This window comes from Candidatus Melainabacteria bacterium RIFOXYA2_FULL_32_9, assembly GCA_001784615.1.
GTDB lineage: Bacteria > Cyanobacteriota > Vampirovibrionia > Gastranaerophilales > UBA9579 > UBA9579.
In genome coordinates this window covers 1-18,392 of the sequence record MFRQ01000008.1, presented here as the reverse complement: position 1 = coordinate 18,392, position 18,392 = coordinate 1, and the positions used below count along the sequence as shown (strand labels likewise).

The window sequence follows — 18,392 nt, the reverse complement described above, 5'->3', positions numbered from 1 at the left end:
AATGTTTAATTAAACTACAATTAAACTCTATATAATAATATAATAATATGCTAATATTATTCTTGAATTAATATATAAGTATTCTATATAACACACGTTTATATTTAATTTTATCGTACCTGGTAGAGTAAGAGTGAGACAAATATTATGAAAGATAGTTCAGTTCAGATGCAAGAAAATGTGGCTTTAAATCCAGAAAAGCCTATGTTTCCAATCAGCGTAATAGCAAACATTCTACAGGTTCATCAAAGAACACTTAGAATTTATGATGATGAAAATATTTTAGTTCCATCAAGATCACCTAAAAATCGTAGATTATATTCTTTTAACGATATTGAAAAAGGCAAATTTGTACAATTTCTATCCAGAGAATTAGGAATTAATCTTGCTGGAATTAAGATTATTTTCCATCTTTTAGCTCAACAGCACATTGCACCAAGCAGATATATGGAACATATCGGAAATGTAGCAAAAGAGTTGAATATCTCTCAAGAAATTCAAGAAGAAAATAGAATTAAACTTTCAAGAAGAGGCAGAAAAGCTAATCCTGCTAAAGTATAATAAGCTTATTGCTTCAAACTAACTTAATTATTGTAATAAATCTGAAACAATTGATGATTTATTACAATAATTTGCTATATAATAACTTGCGTCTGGATTTTAACCCATACAACTATGCAAATTATTATATTTACTTATTTAGAAAAATTTGTGTTACTTAATTTATCTGATAAATATGCAAAAAAAAGTATCTAAAAGAAAAAAAAACTATATAACAAATAAAGAAAGATTTTCTTCATTAAAAGATCAAAAATCACTTTCTAAAGAAGAATTTTTTGCAGAATATATCAACCTGCTTTCTGATCTCAGAGAGAGAGAAAGAATTACCAGACGAATAAGTAATCAAATAAGAGAATTTCTGGATTTAAACCAGGTTCTTAAGACAACAGTTGAAGATGTAGGTAGACTATTTAACGCTGATAGATGCTTAATTGCACTATTTAATCCTGAAACTTCAAAACTTTACTCTGAAAATGAATACAGAATAAGTGGAAATATTCCTTCGATTTTATATACACAGTTACCACTAGACATACCACATAACTGGCAAAAAACCTTATTTATAGATAAAAATTCTGTGGTAATTAATGATGAAAAGTCTAATTTACTAAATACTGAAGAAAAACAATATATAAGCCTATTCAATATAAAATCCCTGTCTATCACTCCAGTTGTATATAAGGGCGAAATACTTGGAGTAATTACTGTTCAGAGAATACAATCGGACAAGCAATGGGAATCAAAAGATATTGATATTCTAAAAGATATAAGCGACCAAATTGCAATAGCAATAAAACAGGCTGAATTATATTCAAACATAAAAAAGCAAGCAGAAAGAGAGAAACTTTTAAGAAAAATCATTGAAACAATTAGAAGTTCTTTAGATATTGATGATGTGCTTCAAATTATATGTAAAGAAGTAGCTGAATTATTTGATGTGGAAAAGGCTTCTATTGTTGAAATTAAGACTGATATTCCTCAAGGTCCACAATTTATATTTAAATGTGCATATAAAACTAGAGAAGATATTCTGAGTTCTACAGATATTGATTTTGATTTACGTACTCATAATTATTGGAAACAAGTTATACTAGATAATCAAGAAATATTGGCTATTAACAATTTATCTGAGTCAAACACTCCTGATTACTTCAAAAAAACCTATGAATTATTAAAAGTAAAATCTATACTTGGTATAGGAATAAAAAAAGATGATGATAAATGGGGTGGAATAGCATTACATAAAGTAGATAATTATAAAAATTGGACAGAAGATGAAATAAGCCTTCTTAAAGTAATTGCAGATCAGATTTATATAGCAATTAAACAGGCTGAACTATATACTGAAACTAAAAAACAAGCAGAAAGAGAATATTTATTACGAAACATCATAAGCACAATTAGAAATTCTTCTGATATAGATGAAATAAAGCAAACTATAGTAAATGATATAGGCAAGACTCTTAATGCAGACAGATGCATAATATATGATATACCAACAGGCATTGATTCTTATAACTATACAGAATATCTATCATCTCAAGATTTAAAGAGTCTTAAAGGGGTTGAGGCAAATTTTATTACCGAAAATAAGCAAGAAATAGTTATAAATGACACAAAAAAATATTTAAAAGACCATAATCTAGCAGAAACTCAAACAGCAAAATATTTAGAAGAAATGAATATTAAACCAGTGCTAAGTATTCCAATCATTTATGCTGATGAAGTTCTTGGTGCCTTTGTGGTTCATTTTACTAGAAAAAAAATTGTATTTTCATACAAAGATCTGGAATTTTTCAGAACACTCGCAAATCAACTGGGTATTACTTTGCAAAAATCCAGGCTTTATCTTACATTAAAGCAAATTGAAGAACGAGAAAAACTGTTAAAAAAAATAATTAATACAATCAGAAACACTCCGGATATTAATAAATCCCTCAATACTATATGTAAGCTAATAGCAAAGTTATTTAACGTTGAAAAAGTATTAGTCGTAGACTTTCCAAGCAGAAAAAATTTTAAAGAATATTACATCAAACAAGAATGTAAAACTAACAAACATATAATAGGTATAAGTGATATCAGAATTAACAAAAAAACTATCGAATATTGGGAAAATGAAATATTTGTTAAAAAATCTAAGGTGATTATTAATAATATAACTAAATCTGATATACCTGATCAATTAAAAAAAACTTTCAAACAAATCGGTATTAAATCAATTATCGGTCTACCTATAAAAAAAGCAGATGGAATATGGGGTTCGATATCTTTATCTCAATATAATTATTATAGAAACTGGACTAAAGAAGAGATAAGACTTCTTGAAATAATCGCAGATCAAATATATCTAGCATTCTTACAATCAGAAATGCATACAACAATTAAAAGACAAATTGAAGTAGAAAGCCTAATCAGGTCCGATAATAGTATTGTTATCAATAGAAACCTAGCCCAAAACATAGGATTAAATTGTGCTATTTCTTATTCAGCCATAGTAAAAATTTATCATTATATTAAAGATGAAGGAAAACTTGATTCTGACGGCTATTTTGTTAGTACTATGGAGAATCTAACTTCCAGTACATATCTATCTATATCTGAACAGAAAAACGCCCTTCAAGAATTAACAGATTTAGCACTAATTAAATATAAAGAAGATAAACAAAATAAAATTTATATAAGAATTTTAGAAGATGAAAATATAATAAAGAACTATATATCGGATCCAAAACTCCCTCATATAAACAAACAAGGTATAAAGCCAAAAAGTACAGAAAAAATATTCTACAATATCTCTGAATTATATAGCATTTATTCAAAATACTATCCTAAAAACTGTGTTAATTCGGCAAAATATTTTATTGATAAAAGTAAATTAACTCAAAACATAGAATCCACTAAGATTACAAAGCAGTATTTTGCTGTTATTTCTAGAACAATGCATGATTTTATGCAGCAATATTCTCTTAACTTTAATAATATGAGATCCATAATTGACGAATGGTTCAGTAAGAATCCAAGTAAAGCAAATCACCAAATTATTAAATTTGGATTATCAAATAAAATTCTTGTTAATAGACTCGAAAAAACTTTGTTTTATAGATTACAAGAAGCACGACTATTAATTACTGATTGTGGCTCGAAAATGGACTTTTACTCAAATACTAATCTGAATTTGTATAATAAAATAGATTCAGAAAAAGATGAAGATTAAATTTAAGTGAATTTAAAAACTTATTTTTTTATTAAAAAGCTAAAAACCAATATTAAATTTTGCTAGAATTTAATTAAGGACAGCGAAAAAAATCATTAAAGATTTTGATGAAAAATCTTTTGTGATTTTTGTAGCCTGCTTCTTATAACCAGCTATTAATCGAGTAAGAAAAAATGCGTAAGTATTTTTTCTTACGTCCTTAGTTATCTCTAAATTACAGGAGGTTATAATTATGAGTAAAAATTCTAAATTTCTGGCTACATTAGGAATAGGATTTATTGCTATTTTTTTAGGCTCGCTAACTGCTGTATTTCTAGTCTTTAGCCATATTATAAAAACCACAAATGTCTCATATATAAGTGTTGATTCACTTTTTGATAATTTATCTAACTTTAATTCGTCGAATACCAGTATTTTTAATGATATAGACAATCAAATTAATAAAATATTTAAAGAGGTTCAAACTCTTCTGCCATCATTTAACTTTAATGCCAAATTAAATCTGTCAAATTCACCAACTATAAAAACAGAAAGCACACCAAATGAATATAAAATCACAGTCAACCTAAAAACTTTAGGTGAAGATGAAAATAACGTAAATCTTGAGATTAAAGATAATATAGTTAATATTTCAGCAAAATATGAAAACAAAAAAGATGATAGAATAATAAGCTCATCAAGCTTTTATCAATCATTTACTCTGCCTGAAAAAATTGATTCTTCAAAAATTAAAAAAGTTAAACAAGGAAGCAATTTAATAATAACCATACCAAAAGTTGAGCCGCCAAAAAACTCAAATACCAATGAGAATCAAGCCTTAGATAAGAATTTTATCTAAACTTCAGCTCTCTTTATGATTGATTTTAGTTAATAAAACCGGACAGGGGGTTTCATACATAACCCTTCTCAGGATATTAGCATGAGGAGGAGCTAATTTCCCATGCCAGGCCATTGCAATCAGATCATTATTATGATCTTTTGAGAAATTTATTATATGTTCTGCCGGATCACCTGTTGATACAAAAAATTCAACTTTAAAATGGTTTTTTAAAGTTGGGCCAAATCGCCTGAGAAACTCTTTTGACCATGAAGGCCATTCATGTTGAGGATGATCTTCATAATACGGCACAGTGTACATACCCGATTCAGCAGGATGTTTCATTTCAGATACAGATATATGCAATAAGTCTATTTCAGCATTAGTTTTGGATAAAATTGCCATAGTAGGTTCAAGCGCTTGTGCTGCACCTGGAGAGCCATTCAAAGGAATTAAAACATTTTTTGCTTCCCATAAATCATCTTTTTGCTGAATTTTAATATTTGGCCTAATTAATAATACTGGGGTTGTTGAATTTTCTATAACTTTTGTAGCTGTACTACCACTAATTTTCTCAGGATCATATCCTTCCCCTTGGGTACACATAACTACATATTCAGCGTTTTTAGCTTCTTCTAATATTACCTCAACAGGATTACCTTTTTTATGACTAATTATACATCTTGGAAATTCTTCCATTTTTATCCTGGTTTTTTTAATTAATTCTTCTTTAGACAAAGTTTCATCTGATACATATAATATATGAACTATCATATTCAAAAGAATAGCAATGCTTTTAGCCGGTAATACAGCCTTCAATGAAATATCTGATCCATCCAACGGTAATAGTATCATCTTTCCCTGTTTCATTTTATTTATCTCCAACACCATTTATGAACTTTATGAGCTGAATAAGTGTTATTCGGATCTAATTCTCGCCAATTATCAAAACCAACACTAATATTTACCTTCTTATCACCGATTATTTCAAGAATTATTTTATCTTTATTAATCTGCAAATTTACTTTTTGCCCATGCCAATATATTGAAAATTCTAGATTTTCCCAATGGTCTGGCAAGTGAGGATCCAACATTAAACCTTCATCATAAATATACATACCCGCAAATCCCATAACAATAGCCTGCCATACTCCACCCATAGCTGCCATATGGATTCCCCCGGATGCATTACCCATATTATTATATAAGTCAACCTCAGCAGCTTGCTTAAAGTAATTATAAGCCTGGTCAATTTTCCCTAATCTTGCGGCTACTGCACTATAAATGCTAGGACTTAAAGAACTACCGTGACCTGTACGAGGTTCATAAAAGTCATAATTAGCTTCAACTATGTCTTGAGGGAACTTATCTGCTAATAAATATAAAAACATTAGTACATCAGGTTGCTTAATAACCTGTGAATTTCTAGTCCTTTCTCTCCCCAAAATCACATCCATTGGTGTGGTTCTATCTTTATAGTCTTTAACATTTATATATTCAAGATCAAAATATCCTGCAAATTGCTCATAGAGCTTGCTTTCAGGATCAAAATTTATATAAATCTTGTCTTTTATTCCTGACCACAATTCAAGCTCTTTATCCTGCAAACTTATCTTTTTTTTGAGCTTTTCATATTCATCTTTATATTGATTATTCAATAATTTTGATAATTTTAACGCAATATCAAAATTATTCTGAACAATTATGTTTGTATATGCATTATCATCTACTAATTCATGATATTCATCAGGTCCAACAACATCATATATATGATAATAACCATCTTCATTTTCTGATAATAAACTTTCACAAAATCTGGCAGTCTCAAATACAATCTCGCTCCCATAATTCACAAGAAATTCATCATCACCGGTTACTTGCCAATATTGCCAAATAGCATAAGCAATATCAGGAGAAATATGATTTTCATACTCACTGGTATATATGTTTATTACCTGACCAAAAGGGGAAATGGCTTCCGTTGGAGCTTCTTCAATGCCACTATCTGTAGATTCCCACGCAAATGATGCGCCTTTCACTCCTTCATTCTTAGCGTTTTTCCTAGCACCAGGCAGTGTATTATACCTGTACATTAATAAGTCTTTTGCAACACTAGGATCTGTAAATGTAAAAAATGGAAGCATGTATATTTCCGTATCCCAGAAAATATGCCCCTTATAAGCTTCACCAGATAAATTCCTTGCAGGTATAGATGTATAATTTCCACTGTATTTTCCTGAATTGATTAAGTGATAAATAGCAAAATTAACACACTTTTGGCTATGCGAATCACCGGATATGGTTAAATTTATGTTATCCCAATGCTTATCCCAACTTTGAATATGTGATTCTTGTACAGAAACATAAAAATTATCTTTACTCTGGAGCAAGTTTTCCATATATTCCCTGTTATTTTTTATAGTCATTTCATTGTTAACACCATAGAAAAAAGTTACAAGACTGTTTATGGAATATTCACAATCGTACTCTGCAACCCACTCCCATTCTTCATAATTCATTTGATCTTTATATTGCTGATCATATTTAACTTGCTTCATTATTGGCGCATAAAAAGAACTGCTTGGTGATATTTTAGCAATTTGACTCTTATTACAGGAAAATTCACTTACTTGATTAACTATAACTAGTTGATTCGTATCTTTTGGCATCATACCAAGTGATAATAAGCCATTGGACTCTCTAGTTTCTGGTAGTGGAAAAACCAGCTCCATATTTTTCCCATCAATTCCTGAAACTACTCTTATTTTATCTGTATAATTTTCAGGCTTAATAATTATGCTTTTAAAAGCAGCATATTTATTGGCTAATGAAATAAACTTTACTATTGCAATATTGGTAATTCGCCCACTTGAATCTTTTGTCTTCCATCTCCTACTAACTATACCCCTTTTCATATCAAGATATCTTTTATGCTCTAATACTTCCAAACTATTTAAATTAATAACCTCATCTTCAAGAAATATTTGTATCCTTGTCCAATCAGGAACTTTTGCTAATTCTTCATTTTGCTCAGTGTCTGTAGGCTTATATACTCCAGCTACAAATGTAGCTGGATCACAAAGATCATAAAATTCCTCTAAACTATTTCTTGTTCCAATATATCCATTGCCAAAAGATTGAAGTGATTCCACCTCACGCTCTCTGATGGGATCGAAACCATCATAAATAACAAACCAGGGGTCATCATAGATTATACCGGGATATTCCTCAATAAAGGTTCTTAAATACATTTTCCTAATTTTCTACTTATTATTTTTGAGCAAATTATTGAAACATAAATACCAGTTTAAATTGCAATTTAAACTGGTTCATTGATAAGTTGTACAAAATTACTATTAATTTTTTAAGAAGCTGTCTTGTTAAAAAATTAATAGTCCTACCTAAGCAAGGCGCTTACAACTTTAACCGCAGATTTTTCACTAAATAACTATCAAGAAAATTAGTCTTTCTTAGTTATCTCAATCTCACTAAGCTTTTGCAATATATGTTTTCTTGTCTTTATAGAAATTATATTTACGCATGCATTCCAGATATAAGTGTATTCCCAAGCCTTTGAACCTTTATCTATATTATCAAACAAACAATATCCTTGCTCACCGCCCAATTTTGAGGCAATACTTTCATTTAGCTTGAAATATCCACAATTAATACATACTTTTAAATTAAATCCGTGCGCCCTTAACTTTTCTGATATTTCTTCAAAAGCAAAGTCAACTCTGGGTTGTTTTGAAGAACTTAATTTTTTTCCGTTAAACATAAAGATTAATTGTGAATGAGTGTCATTCTGCCTGATTTCTAACTGACAAGGCAGCTCTTTTTTTCCATCAGATACAGTAGCATCTATAATCTGTTTATGAAAATCTTTATTAATCAGAAATTTCTTAGGCAAAGTAAACTTAAATGACATATTTAGTCTGATTCCCTGCAAAAGAGACAGAGAAAACACTATGGGCATAAATAATAACCAAAAAACAGCATTTTTATACTCATTAAAAGAGCATCTTGAAACCAGCATAGCAAATAGATTACTACAGGCATAGCCAAGTAATAATAACAAGATAACTTTGATACTTATAACTTGTGAAAACACGGTATTTGTATAGAATGAGACGTTAAACAAGAAAAATGCCAGTATAATAAATAGCATGCTGGACGGATAAGTTAATGATAGTATTAATTCTTTTGCTTTAAAGCTTCTCTTATTAGTAAGTAAATATAAGAAATTATTCTTTATTGTTATAAAAGCCTTGTATCTTCGTTTATAATCACTTAATGCTATGCTTCTTAAACTTTCTGATATATGTTTATAACAGTAAAGCTGATAAGAGTTAGATACAGGAATATTTGCATTAGCTAGTTTAATAGAGAATTCATACTCTTCAAAGCCGTAATCTGTAATGGCAAATCTAACTTTCTCAAGAATGTCCTGCCTTATTGCGCATACATCTTCATCTAAAATAGAACCTAAAGAGGCATAATATCTACCATGAGTTATAACTTTATTCCTGATTTTGCTTCTTAAATTAGCTAAATTGGTCATTAAATTGAGCTCAGAATTTGCAGGCAATACTTCACCCATCAAAACAGGATTATCATATATAGCTGCATTAACTCTGGCTAAAAAGTCTGGTTTTACAATACAGTCAGCATTTAGGAAAATAAATGCATTTGTATTCTCACTTGATAATATTCTCTCAAGTAACCAGGCTATGGATTTATTTTTACCAATAGGCTTTATATCGGTATTAATACGCCATAATCTTGCACCACCAAGGATTTCAAGAAGCTTTGCACTATTGTCATCGCAATTATCTAAGATTACATTAATGGAATATCTTTCCTGGCTGTATTCTTGTCTTTTTAGCGATTCAATAAGGTCTATTATGGTGGAAGCATTATTGTGCGAGTAAACTATTACATTTAAATTTTGCTCAAACTTAACAGCATAGTTTCTCTTTTCCACATCGGCTATTTTGCCTTTTGAAGAGCAACTAATAATATATAGCTGATTCATTACGTAGAAAGTTAAAAATAAGAACAGAATCCAAGATATAAAATCAAGAAACAACATATCAATCTTTCATATATAACTAGATAATCACATTAAATGTTCATAATTTAACATTAATATAGTTTTACCATAATAAAGAATAATATTTAATAGGCAAATATAAATTTAGTATATTTAAAAACGGTTACTGCCAATGTTTCCCAAAAAATTTATTCTAAACAAGAAAACACAAAAGTTAATAGCAATTTGATTTCCATATAAATTTTACTAAGATTTTAGCATTTTTACTTTATAAAATATGATTTTTAAGGTATGCTATTGCCTAAAAGCAATATTTACTGGAGGAACTTAAAGTGCCTGAATTACCTCAATCTATTATTGATACAAATAGTTCAAATACAGAAAAAGTTAACTATGTTTTTATGGATGGAGAATATGTTCCATACGAAAATGCCAAAATTAGTGTAAGAACTCACGCATTTTTATATGGAACGTCCGTATTCGAAGGAATAAGAGGCTATTGGAACGAAGAAGAAAAGCAGGTATATATTTTCAGGATGAGAGAGCATTATGAAAGAATTCATAATAGCTGCAAAATCATGCATATGACCCCTAAATACTCTGTTGATGAAATGTGCAACATCACTACTGAACTTATGAAAAAAAATGCTCCGGAAACAGACACATATATGAGACCAACCATATATAAAAGTGCAGAAGTAGTTGGGCCTAAACTAATAAATAATATTGACTCATTTCTCATTTTTACAACACCATTAGGTAATTATGTAGATATTTCTAAAGGACTAAGTGTTTGTGTATCCAATTGGAGAAGAACAGATGATAATGCAATTCCTCCAAGAGCCAAAATTGGAGGTTGTTATGCTAATACAGCTCTAATTATAACAGACGCTATTAAAGCTGGTTTTGATGAAGCTATAGTACTTTCTCATGACGGGCACGTTACCGAAGGAAGCGCTATGAATTTATATCTGGTTGAAAATGGCAAACTCATCACAACAAAAACAACTGATAATATACTTGTAGGTATAACAAGAAATACCGTTAAAGAAATAGCATTGAGAGAACTTGGTATAGAGGTTATTGAGAGAGAAATTGACAGAACTGAGTTATATATAACTGATGAAGCATTTTTCTGCGGAACCGGTGCGCAAATAAGTCCAATAACAAGTATTGATCACAGACTTGTAGGAGATGGTCAAGTCGGGCCTATCACCAAAAAACTCCAAAATCTTTATTTTGATATAGTAAAAGGCAAAGTAGAGAAATATAAAAACTGGTGCACACCTGTTTATGATAACTAATTTTATTGGTCAATGCATCATAGTTTTATTCCAGGCCGTTAAATGTATTTTTAGCGGTAAAATCAATATAAAAAACACCCTTATTCAATCATCAATTATTGGATTTGATTCAACTGCCATAGCTTTAATAATAACTCTGATAAGCGGATCTGTTCTTGCTCTTCAAGTATCAAAGCAATTTGTTCTATCAGGAGCCGAGGCTTATGTTGGAGGTTTAGTCTCAATAGCTCTAGTCAGAGAAATGGCACCTATATTTGCCAGTCTTGCAATAGGAGCACGAGCTGGCACTGCTATTGCAGCAGAAATTGGTAATATGCAGGTAACTGAACAAGTTGATGCAATAAAAGTTTTAAAAGTTGATCCTATAGCACATCTGGTAGTCCCAAGACTTATAGCAGGCATCCTAATGGTCCCTCTCATTACCATATTGGCAGAATTAATAGGAATATTAGGCGGCATGTTTGTAGCAAAAGCCACTGTAAACATTCACCCTAATATATACATAAATTCAGTATGGTTATATCTGGGTATTTACGATATCAAAGTTAGCCTTGTAAAAGCTGCAATATTCGGACTCTTAATAACATTAATCTGTAGCACTCATGGGTTATTAACAAAAGGTGGAGCTAAAGAAGTAGGTATTGCAACTACAAAAGCTGCAATATGGACAGCACTTACTATTCTGGTTTTTGATTATTTTTTAACCTGGATATTTTACGGTTAATAATTGATTAAACGAGTAATTAAAAATGCGAAGAATTTTTAATTACTCGTTTAATAGCTTTGCACAGGAAGCAGCCTACAAAAATCTTTAATGATTTTTTCCGCTGTCCTTAATACCAGTTTTTATTCAATTATTTTAATCCATACTCTACATCAAAGGGGTTTTCTTTGGAATACCAGCTTTTCTTGGAAAATTAGCCGGAGTTAACTTGGTTTTCTTAATTAAAATCAAATTTCTTTCTACTGATTCCTCATTAGGTAAATCGTAAGAGATTGTATTTATAACTTCGCCTCCCAGCAATGATATTGCTTTTTTAGCTTGACTCACCTCAATTTCAACATCCCTGGCCTTATAAGAAATAAAATACCCGTTTTTTTTCAAAAAAGGTAAGCAATACTCGGATAAAGTATTCAATTGACTCACGGCTCTGGCAACAACGATATCAAAATTTTCTCTTTTACTTTTGTCACCAGCTAAATCTTCAGCCCTGGCATTAATAACACTTATTCTCTCAGATAATCCTAATTTTTGGGCCAGTAGTTCAATAAATTTAGTTTTTTTACCAATAGAATCAACTGCATATAAAGTCCAGTTAGGATTAGCAATGATAATTGGAATACTAGGAAATCCGCCGCCAACACCAATATCAATTATCATTTTATTCTCATCCCAACCGATTTGATCTTTTATTAATCCTATAGACAGAGAATCTATAAAATGTTTCTTGATTACCATTTCCTGATCTGTATTACTTACAAGATTTGTATGCTTATTATACTCGTCAAGAAAATGCCAATACTCCTTAAACAGATTCACTTGATCATCGCTAAGGTCTAGATTATACTCCGCTGCTTTTATTTGCAATATTTTCCAGTTCTTATCCATATTTCCTTTTTATATTTTCTATCAAAATATTAAATTTAATCTCACCAACTTCAGACATTATTTGTTTAAAGCGTCGGTCTATTTTTTCCTTGCTATCAGTAGATATCGTTTTACCTACATTTTTTTTAGCCAATATAAATGATCTAAGAGCCTGCTCATATTGCATCTCGGACAAATAAAAATCGCCAATATCCATATAGCTCATTGCAATAACATATAAATCATCTGTCAATCTTGCAATAGAGACCTCTTCACGGAAATAGCCTAAAGCTTTATCCTTAACATCTAATCCTGAATATATGTTACCCAATCTTGATAAACTATTACATTGCCCTATATAATTATTTGTAAGTTTATCAATTTCAAGTGATTTAGAATAGTTAATTATTGCATTATTTGTATCATTTATATCCTCATATAATGCAGCAATATTAGCATATGACGAAGATAGATAAGGATTTAAATCAGGATTATTTGTAATTTGAATACTTTTTTTATAATGATCGATTGCGTTATCAATATCATCAAAATCGTCATAAATTAATGCTATTTTAAAACATAATACTGATATATTTTTTAGGTCATTTGCCTTTTTAGCTATTTCAAGAGCTTCCTGATAATATTTTAAAGCCTTATCCATATCCCCCCGATAGTCATATACGTCACCAATGCCTATCAATACATCGATTTTCAGAGCAGCTTGAATATTATCAGGACCAAACTTTAATATTTTATTGTAATATTGAAGAGCATCACTATATTTCAGGTTATCCCTGTATACATCAGCTATCTTAAATAAAGTTAATTGAATATTTATTACATCATTTAGCTCAGTATATAAATCTAATGCTTTATTTAAGTAGCTTAGTGACTCATCATACTTTTTAATTGATTCAAGTATGTTAGCAATCACCCTTGAAACTTTGGCCATATTAACTATGTCCTGAATTTCCTTAGCCACATTAAGAGCTTTTTTATAATAATCTAGTGCCAGACTTAAATTTCCTTTTTTCTTTGAAATAACAGCATTTTTAATATACTTATCCCTAATATTTTCAGGAAGGTATTCAAGTTCTTTTTGCTCAGTTAATTCTGAAGAATCACTGATTTGAGAAGTCTGCTCTTCATCTGACCCGTCATCCCGGTTCAGCAAGTCTTTTTCTTCTTCAGTTAACTCAATTTTTAAATCTGGATCTAAATTTACTGACTCAATTTGAGCTTTATTATCCGTTTGCTGATTTAAATGAGTATCAGTCTCAGACTTTTCTTTTTTTGTTCCTATTAATTCATTTAATATAGTACTTTCATCCACCGTTACCTGGGCTTCATCACCCATAGAGAGTTTATTCAAGTCATACTTACTGGCATAAGAAGAAACAAGAGGCATATCTGAGGAATATTTATTAAATTGCTCATTTAAATTGGTATTTCCTTTATAGTTATTAAAACTTAAGTTATGATAATGCTGCTCATTGCTTAATGATTTCCTGGATAATGAGATAATTCTATTTTCCAGGCTATTTGATATTTGCTCAGCATATAAATCACTAAGGAATTGATGAATTTTAATTTTTTCATTTACCGGAATATTATTATAAACAAAATGCTTTAAATGATCTTTTATAGAATATGAATTGCCATAGACGTTAAGTAACTTGTTTAAAACTAAATATTCTAAGCTATCATCAAGCTCACGGCCTAAATTAAGCTTATTAAGAGTATCAGAGTTAACAGAATGACTCATGGCCGCAAAAGGCCATAGAACTTTCTTTACCAGGACAGGAATTTTTGCGTATATCTTTTTAATGATATAACCTTCAAAACTCTCCTGATGAATTGAATATTCTTTAATAATATCAAAAGGTGAAAGCTTAAGTATATTAACTGCTGATATAAACAAATATAAGCTTTCCGGATATCCGCGTGTTATTTGGTAAGCTTGATATAAGACATTTTCATAGCCTTCAAGATGATTATCTTTCAATATACGGATTGCTTCTGCTTCATCTAATCCGGATAGTTTAAACTGAGCAATTTTATTTTCATCAATATTAAACTCAGACGAAAGAACTTTTCTTCCTGATATTATTAATTTTATTGATGTAAGAGATAATAAATAATTTAAAAAACGTAAAAATTCCTTATCAGAAATCGAAAAATCATCGCTTACACAATTCTCAAATCCATCAATAACTACCAGTAAAGGTCTCTTTAAATTTTTTAAATAATTAATTAATCTTTTATCAATTGATTTAATTCGTGATTCGCTTTTAAGGCTTAAATATTCCTGATCTTTCACTAAATATTTGTCTAAATAACGATAAAGCGAGAGAATTATATCATCAAGATTTGAAGATTGACTGCATTCATAGTAAAAATTAAGAACATTATCTTCCAATGCAAGTAAAGTCGCTCTAATTAACTCAGTTTTACCTGTTCCCTGAAAGCCGTTAATCAAAATCAACTTATTTTCATCTGAATTTAATGCATTAAAAAAATCACTTAAGTGTTCTCGTCTGTTAATATAGGTATATACCGTTTCTCTTGGTATAAAATCAAAACCTAAGAAATCCTTAAGTTGGCCCTCTACATTCTCAAGCGAATTTACAGAGAACATTAATCTATCAATTATATTATTTTTAACATAAATAGCTTGATTCATATTTTAAATTGTACAATAAAACTTAGGTTTTATAACCTACTAATTTTAGGTAGAAACGATATTAACCAGATGAAGGATAACTTAATATTCTATTAAAATGTCAAAAAATATAATGGAAAAAAAGCATTTATATGAGATAATCACTAAAAATAAAGTTTGTATAATATGAATTTATTTAAGGATATATCAAATATGGCAGCAGAAACTAAGAAAATTAAAGTAGCAGTATGCGGTGCATGCGGTAAAATGGGCCAGGAAGTGGTCAGAACCGTCAATAAGGAAGAAGACATGCAATTAGTTGCAGCTATAGATATAGCTAATGTTGGCAAAGATATTGGTGATATTATAGGAAATAAGTCACAAGGTGTCATTATTACTGAATCACTTAAAGATGCACTTACTAAAAATCAGGTTGATGCAATTGTTGATTTTACAAGTCCTGAATGTATTTTTGAAAATGCTAAAATTGCGCTTAATTGCAATATTAGACCTGTAATAGGCACTACTGGTTTATCTGATGAGCAATTAAAAGAAATAGAAAAATTATCAAAAGAGAAAAATATATCAGCATTAGTTGCCCCAAATTTTGCAATTGGCGCAGTATTAATGATGATGTTTGCAGCAAATGCATCAAAATACTTCGATCACGCAGAAATTATAGAACTTCATCATAATAGGAAAAAAGATGCCCCTTCAGGAACTGCTATTAAAACTGCCCAACTGATGACAAAACAACAATCACAATTTGGAGCAGATAATACCCCTGAAACAGAATACTTTAAGGGCTCAAGAGGCGGAGTCACAGAATCTAACATTCATATTCACAGTGTTAGATTACCAGGCTTTGTAGCTCATCAGGAAGTTATCTTTGGAGCACCGGGACAAGCCCTCACTATACGTCATGATTCCTTTGACAGAGTAAGCTTTATGCCTGGTGTCGCATTAGCAATCAGATATGTAATGCAGCATAATAATTTTGTCTATGGACTAGAGAATATTTTGTAGCGAGGAAAGTAGAAGATGAAAAAACCTAACATTGCTGTTTTAGGCGCAACTGGAGTAGTTGGCGGTGAGATTTTAAGTATACTCGCTGAGCATAATTTCCCTTTTAATAACATAAAATTCCTGGCAAGCGCTAAGAGTGCAGGAAAAGACATTAAATTTCAAGATAAAATTTATAAAATAGAAGAAGCAACTCCTGAAGCTTTTGAAGGCGTAAATATCGTACTTTCTTCAGCAGGAGCTACTACTAGTAGAGCTTTGGCTCAGGAAGCAATAAAAAGAGGCGCTGTTGTAGTTGACAATACCAGCGCATTTAGAATGGAAAAAGATGTTCCACTCGTTATAGCCGGCGTAAATGATGATGACCTGAAATGGCATAAAGGTCTCATATCTAATCCTAACTGCTCTACATCACAATTAATGTTAGCTTTAAAACCACTGCACGATTATGCAACTATTAAAAAATTAGTAGTAAGCACATATCAGTCAGTTAGTGGTGCGGGTAAAAGTGCCATAGATGAATTAATTGATAATACAAAAGCTGTTTTGAATGATCAACCATTTGAAAATCAAGTATTCAAAAAAAATATTGCATTTAACTTAATCCCACAAATAGATGTATTCTGCGACAATGGATACACAAAAGAGGAAATGAAACTCGTTAATGAAACCAAGAAAATATTACATTTACCAGAAGAAACTCCAATTGCAGCAACAGCTGTTAGAGTTCCTATAGTTATAAGTCACAGTGAATCTGTAAACGTTGAATTTGAGAAGCAAATTACTCCGGAAAAAGCTAGAGAAATTCTATCAAATGCATATGGAGTGGTTGTAAATGATAATCCTGCAAACTTTGAATTCCCAACCCCAGCTGAAACAGCTGGCAAAGATCCTGTTTATGTTGGCAGAATCAGAAAAGACCTTGCAAGTGATAATGGTATTGCAATGTGGGTAGTAGCTGACAATCTTAGAATTGGAGCCGCTCTTAATGCCGTCAGAATTGCAGAAAAGCTTGTAGAAATGGACCTGGTCAGAGTTCCTGCATAATTTAAATCACTTAACTTTTTTAATAAGGAGTGTCCTATGAATATTAGATTTGATTGTGGCGAAGTTATAACAGCTATGGCAACGCCTTTCAATGAAAAATTAGAAGTTGATTACATTGCTGCTGAAAAGCTAGCAAAACATTTGGCTAATAATGGTTCAGATGCCATTTTAGTTGCAGGTACCACAGGAGAATCACCAACTTTAACCCATGAGGAAGAATTAAACCTATTAACAGTGGTTAAAGAAGCTGTTGGAAATAAAGCTAAAATTGTTATGGGCGCAGGCTCAAACAGCACCGTAACAGCAGTTGAAATGAGTAAAAAAGTTCAAGAAAAAGGTGCAGATGCAATTTTATCAGTAGTGCCATATTATAATAAACCTTCTCAAAAAGGATTGTTAGAACATTTCGGACAAATCGCAAGTGCTACAGATCTTCCTATTATACTTTATAATATTCCTGGAAGAACTGGAATCAATATGCTTCCTGAAACTATAGCAACCCTTGCACAACAATACAGCAATATTATTGCAGTAAAACAAAGTAATCCTGATCTGGACCTTGTTACTGAAATAATAGATAAATCTCCAAAAGATTTTATTGTTTATAGTGGTGATGATAGCTTAACATTACCAATGCTGTCATTAGGAGCTCATGGAGTTATAAGCGTAGCATCACACTTAATTGGCACTGATATTAAGGAAATGATCCAAAAATTCAAATCCGGAGATGTTAAAGGGGCACAAACATTACAATACAAGTGCTTCCCATTATTTAAAGCACTATTTACTGCACCAAATCCAACTCCACTAAAAGCCTGTCTGCAAGAATGGAACATTATTGAAGAATACGTCAGATCTCCATTAGTAACATTAACAAATGAAGAAAAGAACAAATTGTTCAAAGTATTGTCTTTATATCAGAAAATAAGCGTATAATTCAGAAATACACAATAAAAGTACAACTTAAGTTAACTTAGGTTGTACTTTTATTTAATAGACTTCAATTACAACAAAATATAGTAAAATTTAACTAAGTAAAAGACCACCGCATAACTCAAATATTAAAAAAACCCAAAAATTGGTAGCTGTTTTTTATGAATAAATTTTGATTTGTTTATTG

General features: G+C 30.6%; 13 protein-coding genes. 8 read left to right on the top strand and 5 right to left on the bottom strand.

Annotation, left to right across the window (positions count from 1 at the left end):
- The first annotated feature begins 147 nt into the window (after positions 1–147).
- From A2255_00375 to A2255_00365, 3 genes are all read left to right on the top strand, one after another.
- Complete coding sequence (locus A2255_00375) at positions 148–561, top strand: hypothetical protein (GenBank protein OGI23428.1); 414 nt, start codon at positions 148–150, stop codon at positions 559–561.
- A 175-nt stretch (positions 562–736) separates the two neighbouring features.
- A complete protein-coding gene (locus tag A2255_00370) occupies positions 737–3,778 on the top strand; it encodes a hypothetical protein (protein ID OGI23427.1) in 3,042 nt (1,013 codons plus the stop codon).
- 232 nt (positions 3,779–4,010) lie between these two features.
- Positions 4,011–4,616 (top strand): hypothetical protein, encoded by a 606-nt coding sequence (locus A2255_00365; GenBank protein ID OGI23426.1) that lies wholly within the window; start codon positions 4,011–4,013, stop codon positions 4,614–4,616.
- A gap of 3 nt (positions 4,617–4,619) precedes the next feature.
- On the opposite strand, the gene A2255_00360 is transcribed toward A2255_00365, so the two are convergent.
- From A2255_00360 to A2255_00350, 3 genes are all read right to left on the bottom strand, one after another.
- A complete protein-coding gene (locus tag A2255_00360; protein OGI23425.1) occupies positions 4,620–5,465 on the bottom strand; it encodes a hypothetical protein in 846 nt (281 codons plus the stop codon).
- 5 nt (positions 5,466–5,470) lie between these two features.
- Positions 5,471–7,846 (bottom strand): hypothetical protein, encoded by a 2,376-nt coding sequence (locus A2255_00355; GenBank protein ID OGI23424.1) that lies wholly within the window; start codon positions 7,844–7,846, stop codon positions 5,471–5,473.
- Positions 7,847–8,055: 209 nt separating this feature from the next.
- Complete coding sequence (locus A2255_00350) at positions 8,056–9,630, bottom strand: hypothetical protein (GenBank protein OGI23423.1); 1,575 nt, start codon at positions 9,628–9,630, stop codon at positions 8,056–8,058.
- Between the two features lie 419 nt (positions 9,631–10,049).
- Here A2255_00350 and A2255_00345 point away from each other — a divergent pair, with 419 nt between their 5' ends.
- Positions 10,050–10,952: a branched-chain-amino-acid transaminase gene (locus A2255_00345; protein ID OGI23429.1), complete on the top strand. Its 903-nt coding sequence runs from the start codon at positions 10,050–10,052 to the stop codon at positions 10,950–10,952.
- Positions 10,942–11,676: a hypothetical protein gene (locus A2255_00340; GenBank protein ID OGI23422.1), complete on the top strand. Its 735-nt coding sequence runs from the start codon at positions 10,942–10,944 to the stop codon at positions 11,674–11,676. Before A2255_00345 ends, A2255_00340 begins: the two co-directional genes overlap by 11 nt.
- 147 nt (positions 11,677–11,823) lie before the next feature.
- On the opposite strand, the gene A2255_00335 is transcribed toward A2255_00340, so the two are convergent.
- Together A2255_00335 and A2255_00330 are read right to left on the bottom strand one after the other, a co-directional pair.
- A complete protein-coding gene (locus A2255_00335; GenBank protein OGI23421.1) occupies positions 11,824–12,561 on the bottom strand; it encodes a hypothetical protein in 738 nt (245 codons plus the stop codon).
- Positions 12,554–15,223: a hypothetical protein gene (locus tag A2255_00330; GenBank protein OGI23420.1), complete on the bottom strand. Its 2,670-nt coding sequence runs from the start codon at positions 15,221–15,223 to the stop codon at positions 12,554–12,556. The genes A2255_00335 and A2255_00330 overlap by 8 nt, the downstream gene beginning before the upstream one ends.
- A 192-nt stretch (positions 15,224–15,415) precedes the next feature.
- Between A2255_00330 and A2255_00325 the strand changes: the two genes are divergently transcribed.
- The 3 genes from A2255_00325 to A2255_00315 are packed head-to-tail and all read left to right on the top strand — an operon-like array spanning position 15,416 to position 18,208.
- Complete coding sequence (locus tag A2255_00325; GenBank protein OGI23419.1) at positions 15,416–16,228, top strand: 4-hydroxy-tetrahydrodipicolinate reductase; 813 nt, start codon at positions 15,416–15,418, stop codon at positions 16,226–16,228.
- A gap of 15 nt (positions 16,229–16,243) precedes the next feature.
- A complete protein-coding gene (locus A2255_00320) occupies positions 16,244–17,272 on the top strand; it encodes an aspartate-semialdehyde dehydrogenase (GenBank protein ID OGI23418.1) in 1,029 nt (342 codons plus the stop codon).
- 36 nt (positions 17,273–17,308) lie between these two features.
- On the top strand, positions 17,309–18,208 hold the full coding sequence (locus A2255_00315) for a 4-hydroxy-tetrahydrodipicolinate synthase (GenBank protein OGI23417.1): 900 nt from the start codon (positions 17,309–17,311) through the stop codon (positions 18,206–18,208).
- Positions 18,209–18,392: the final 184 nt, after the last annotated feature.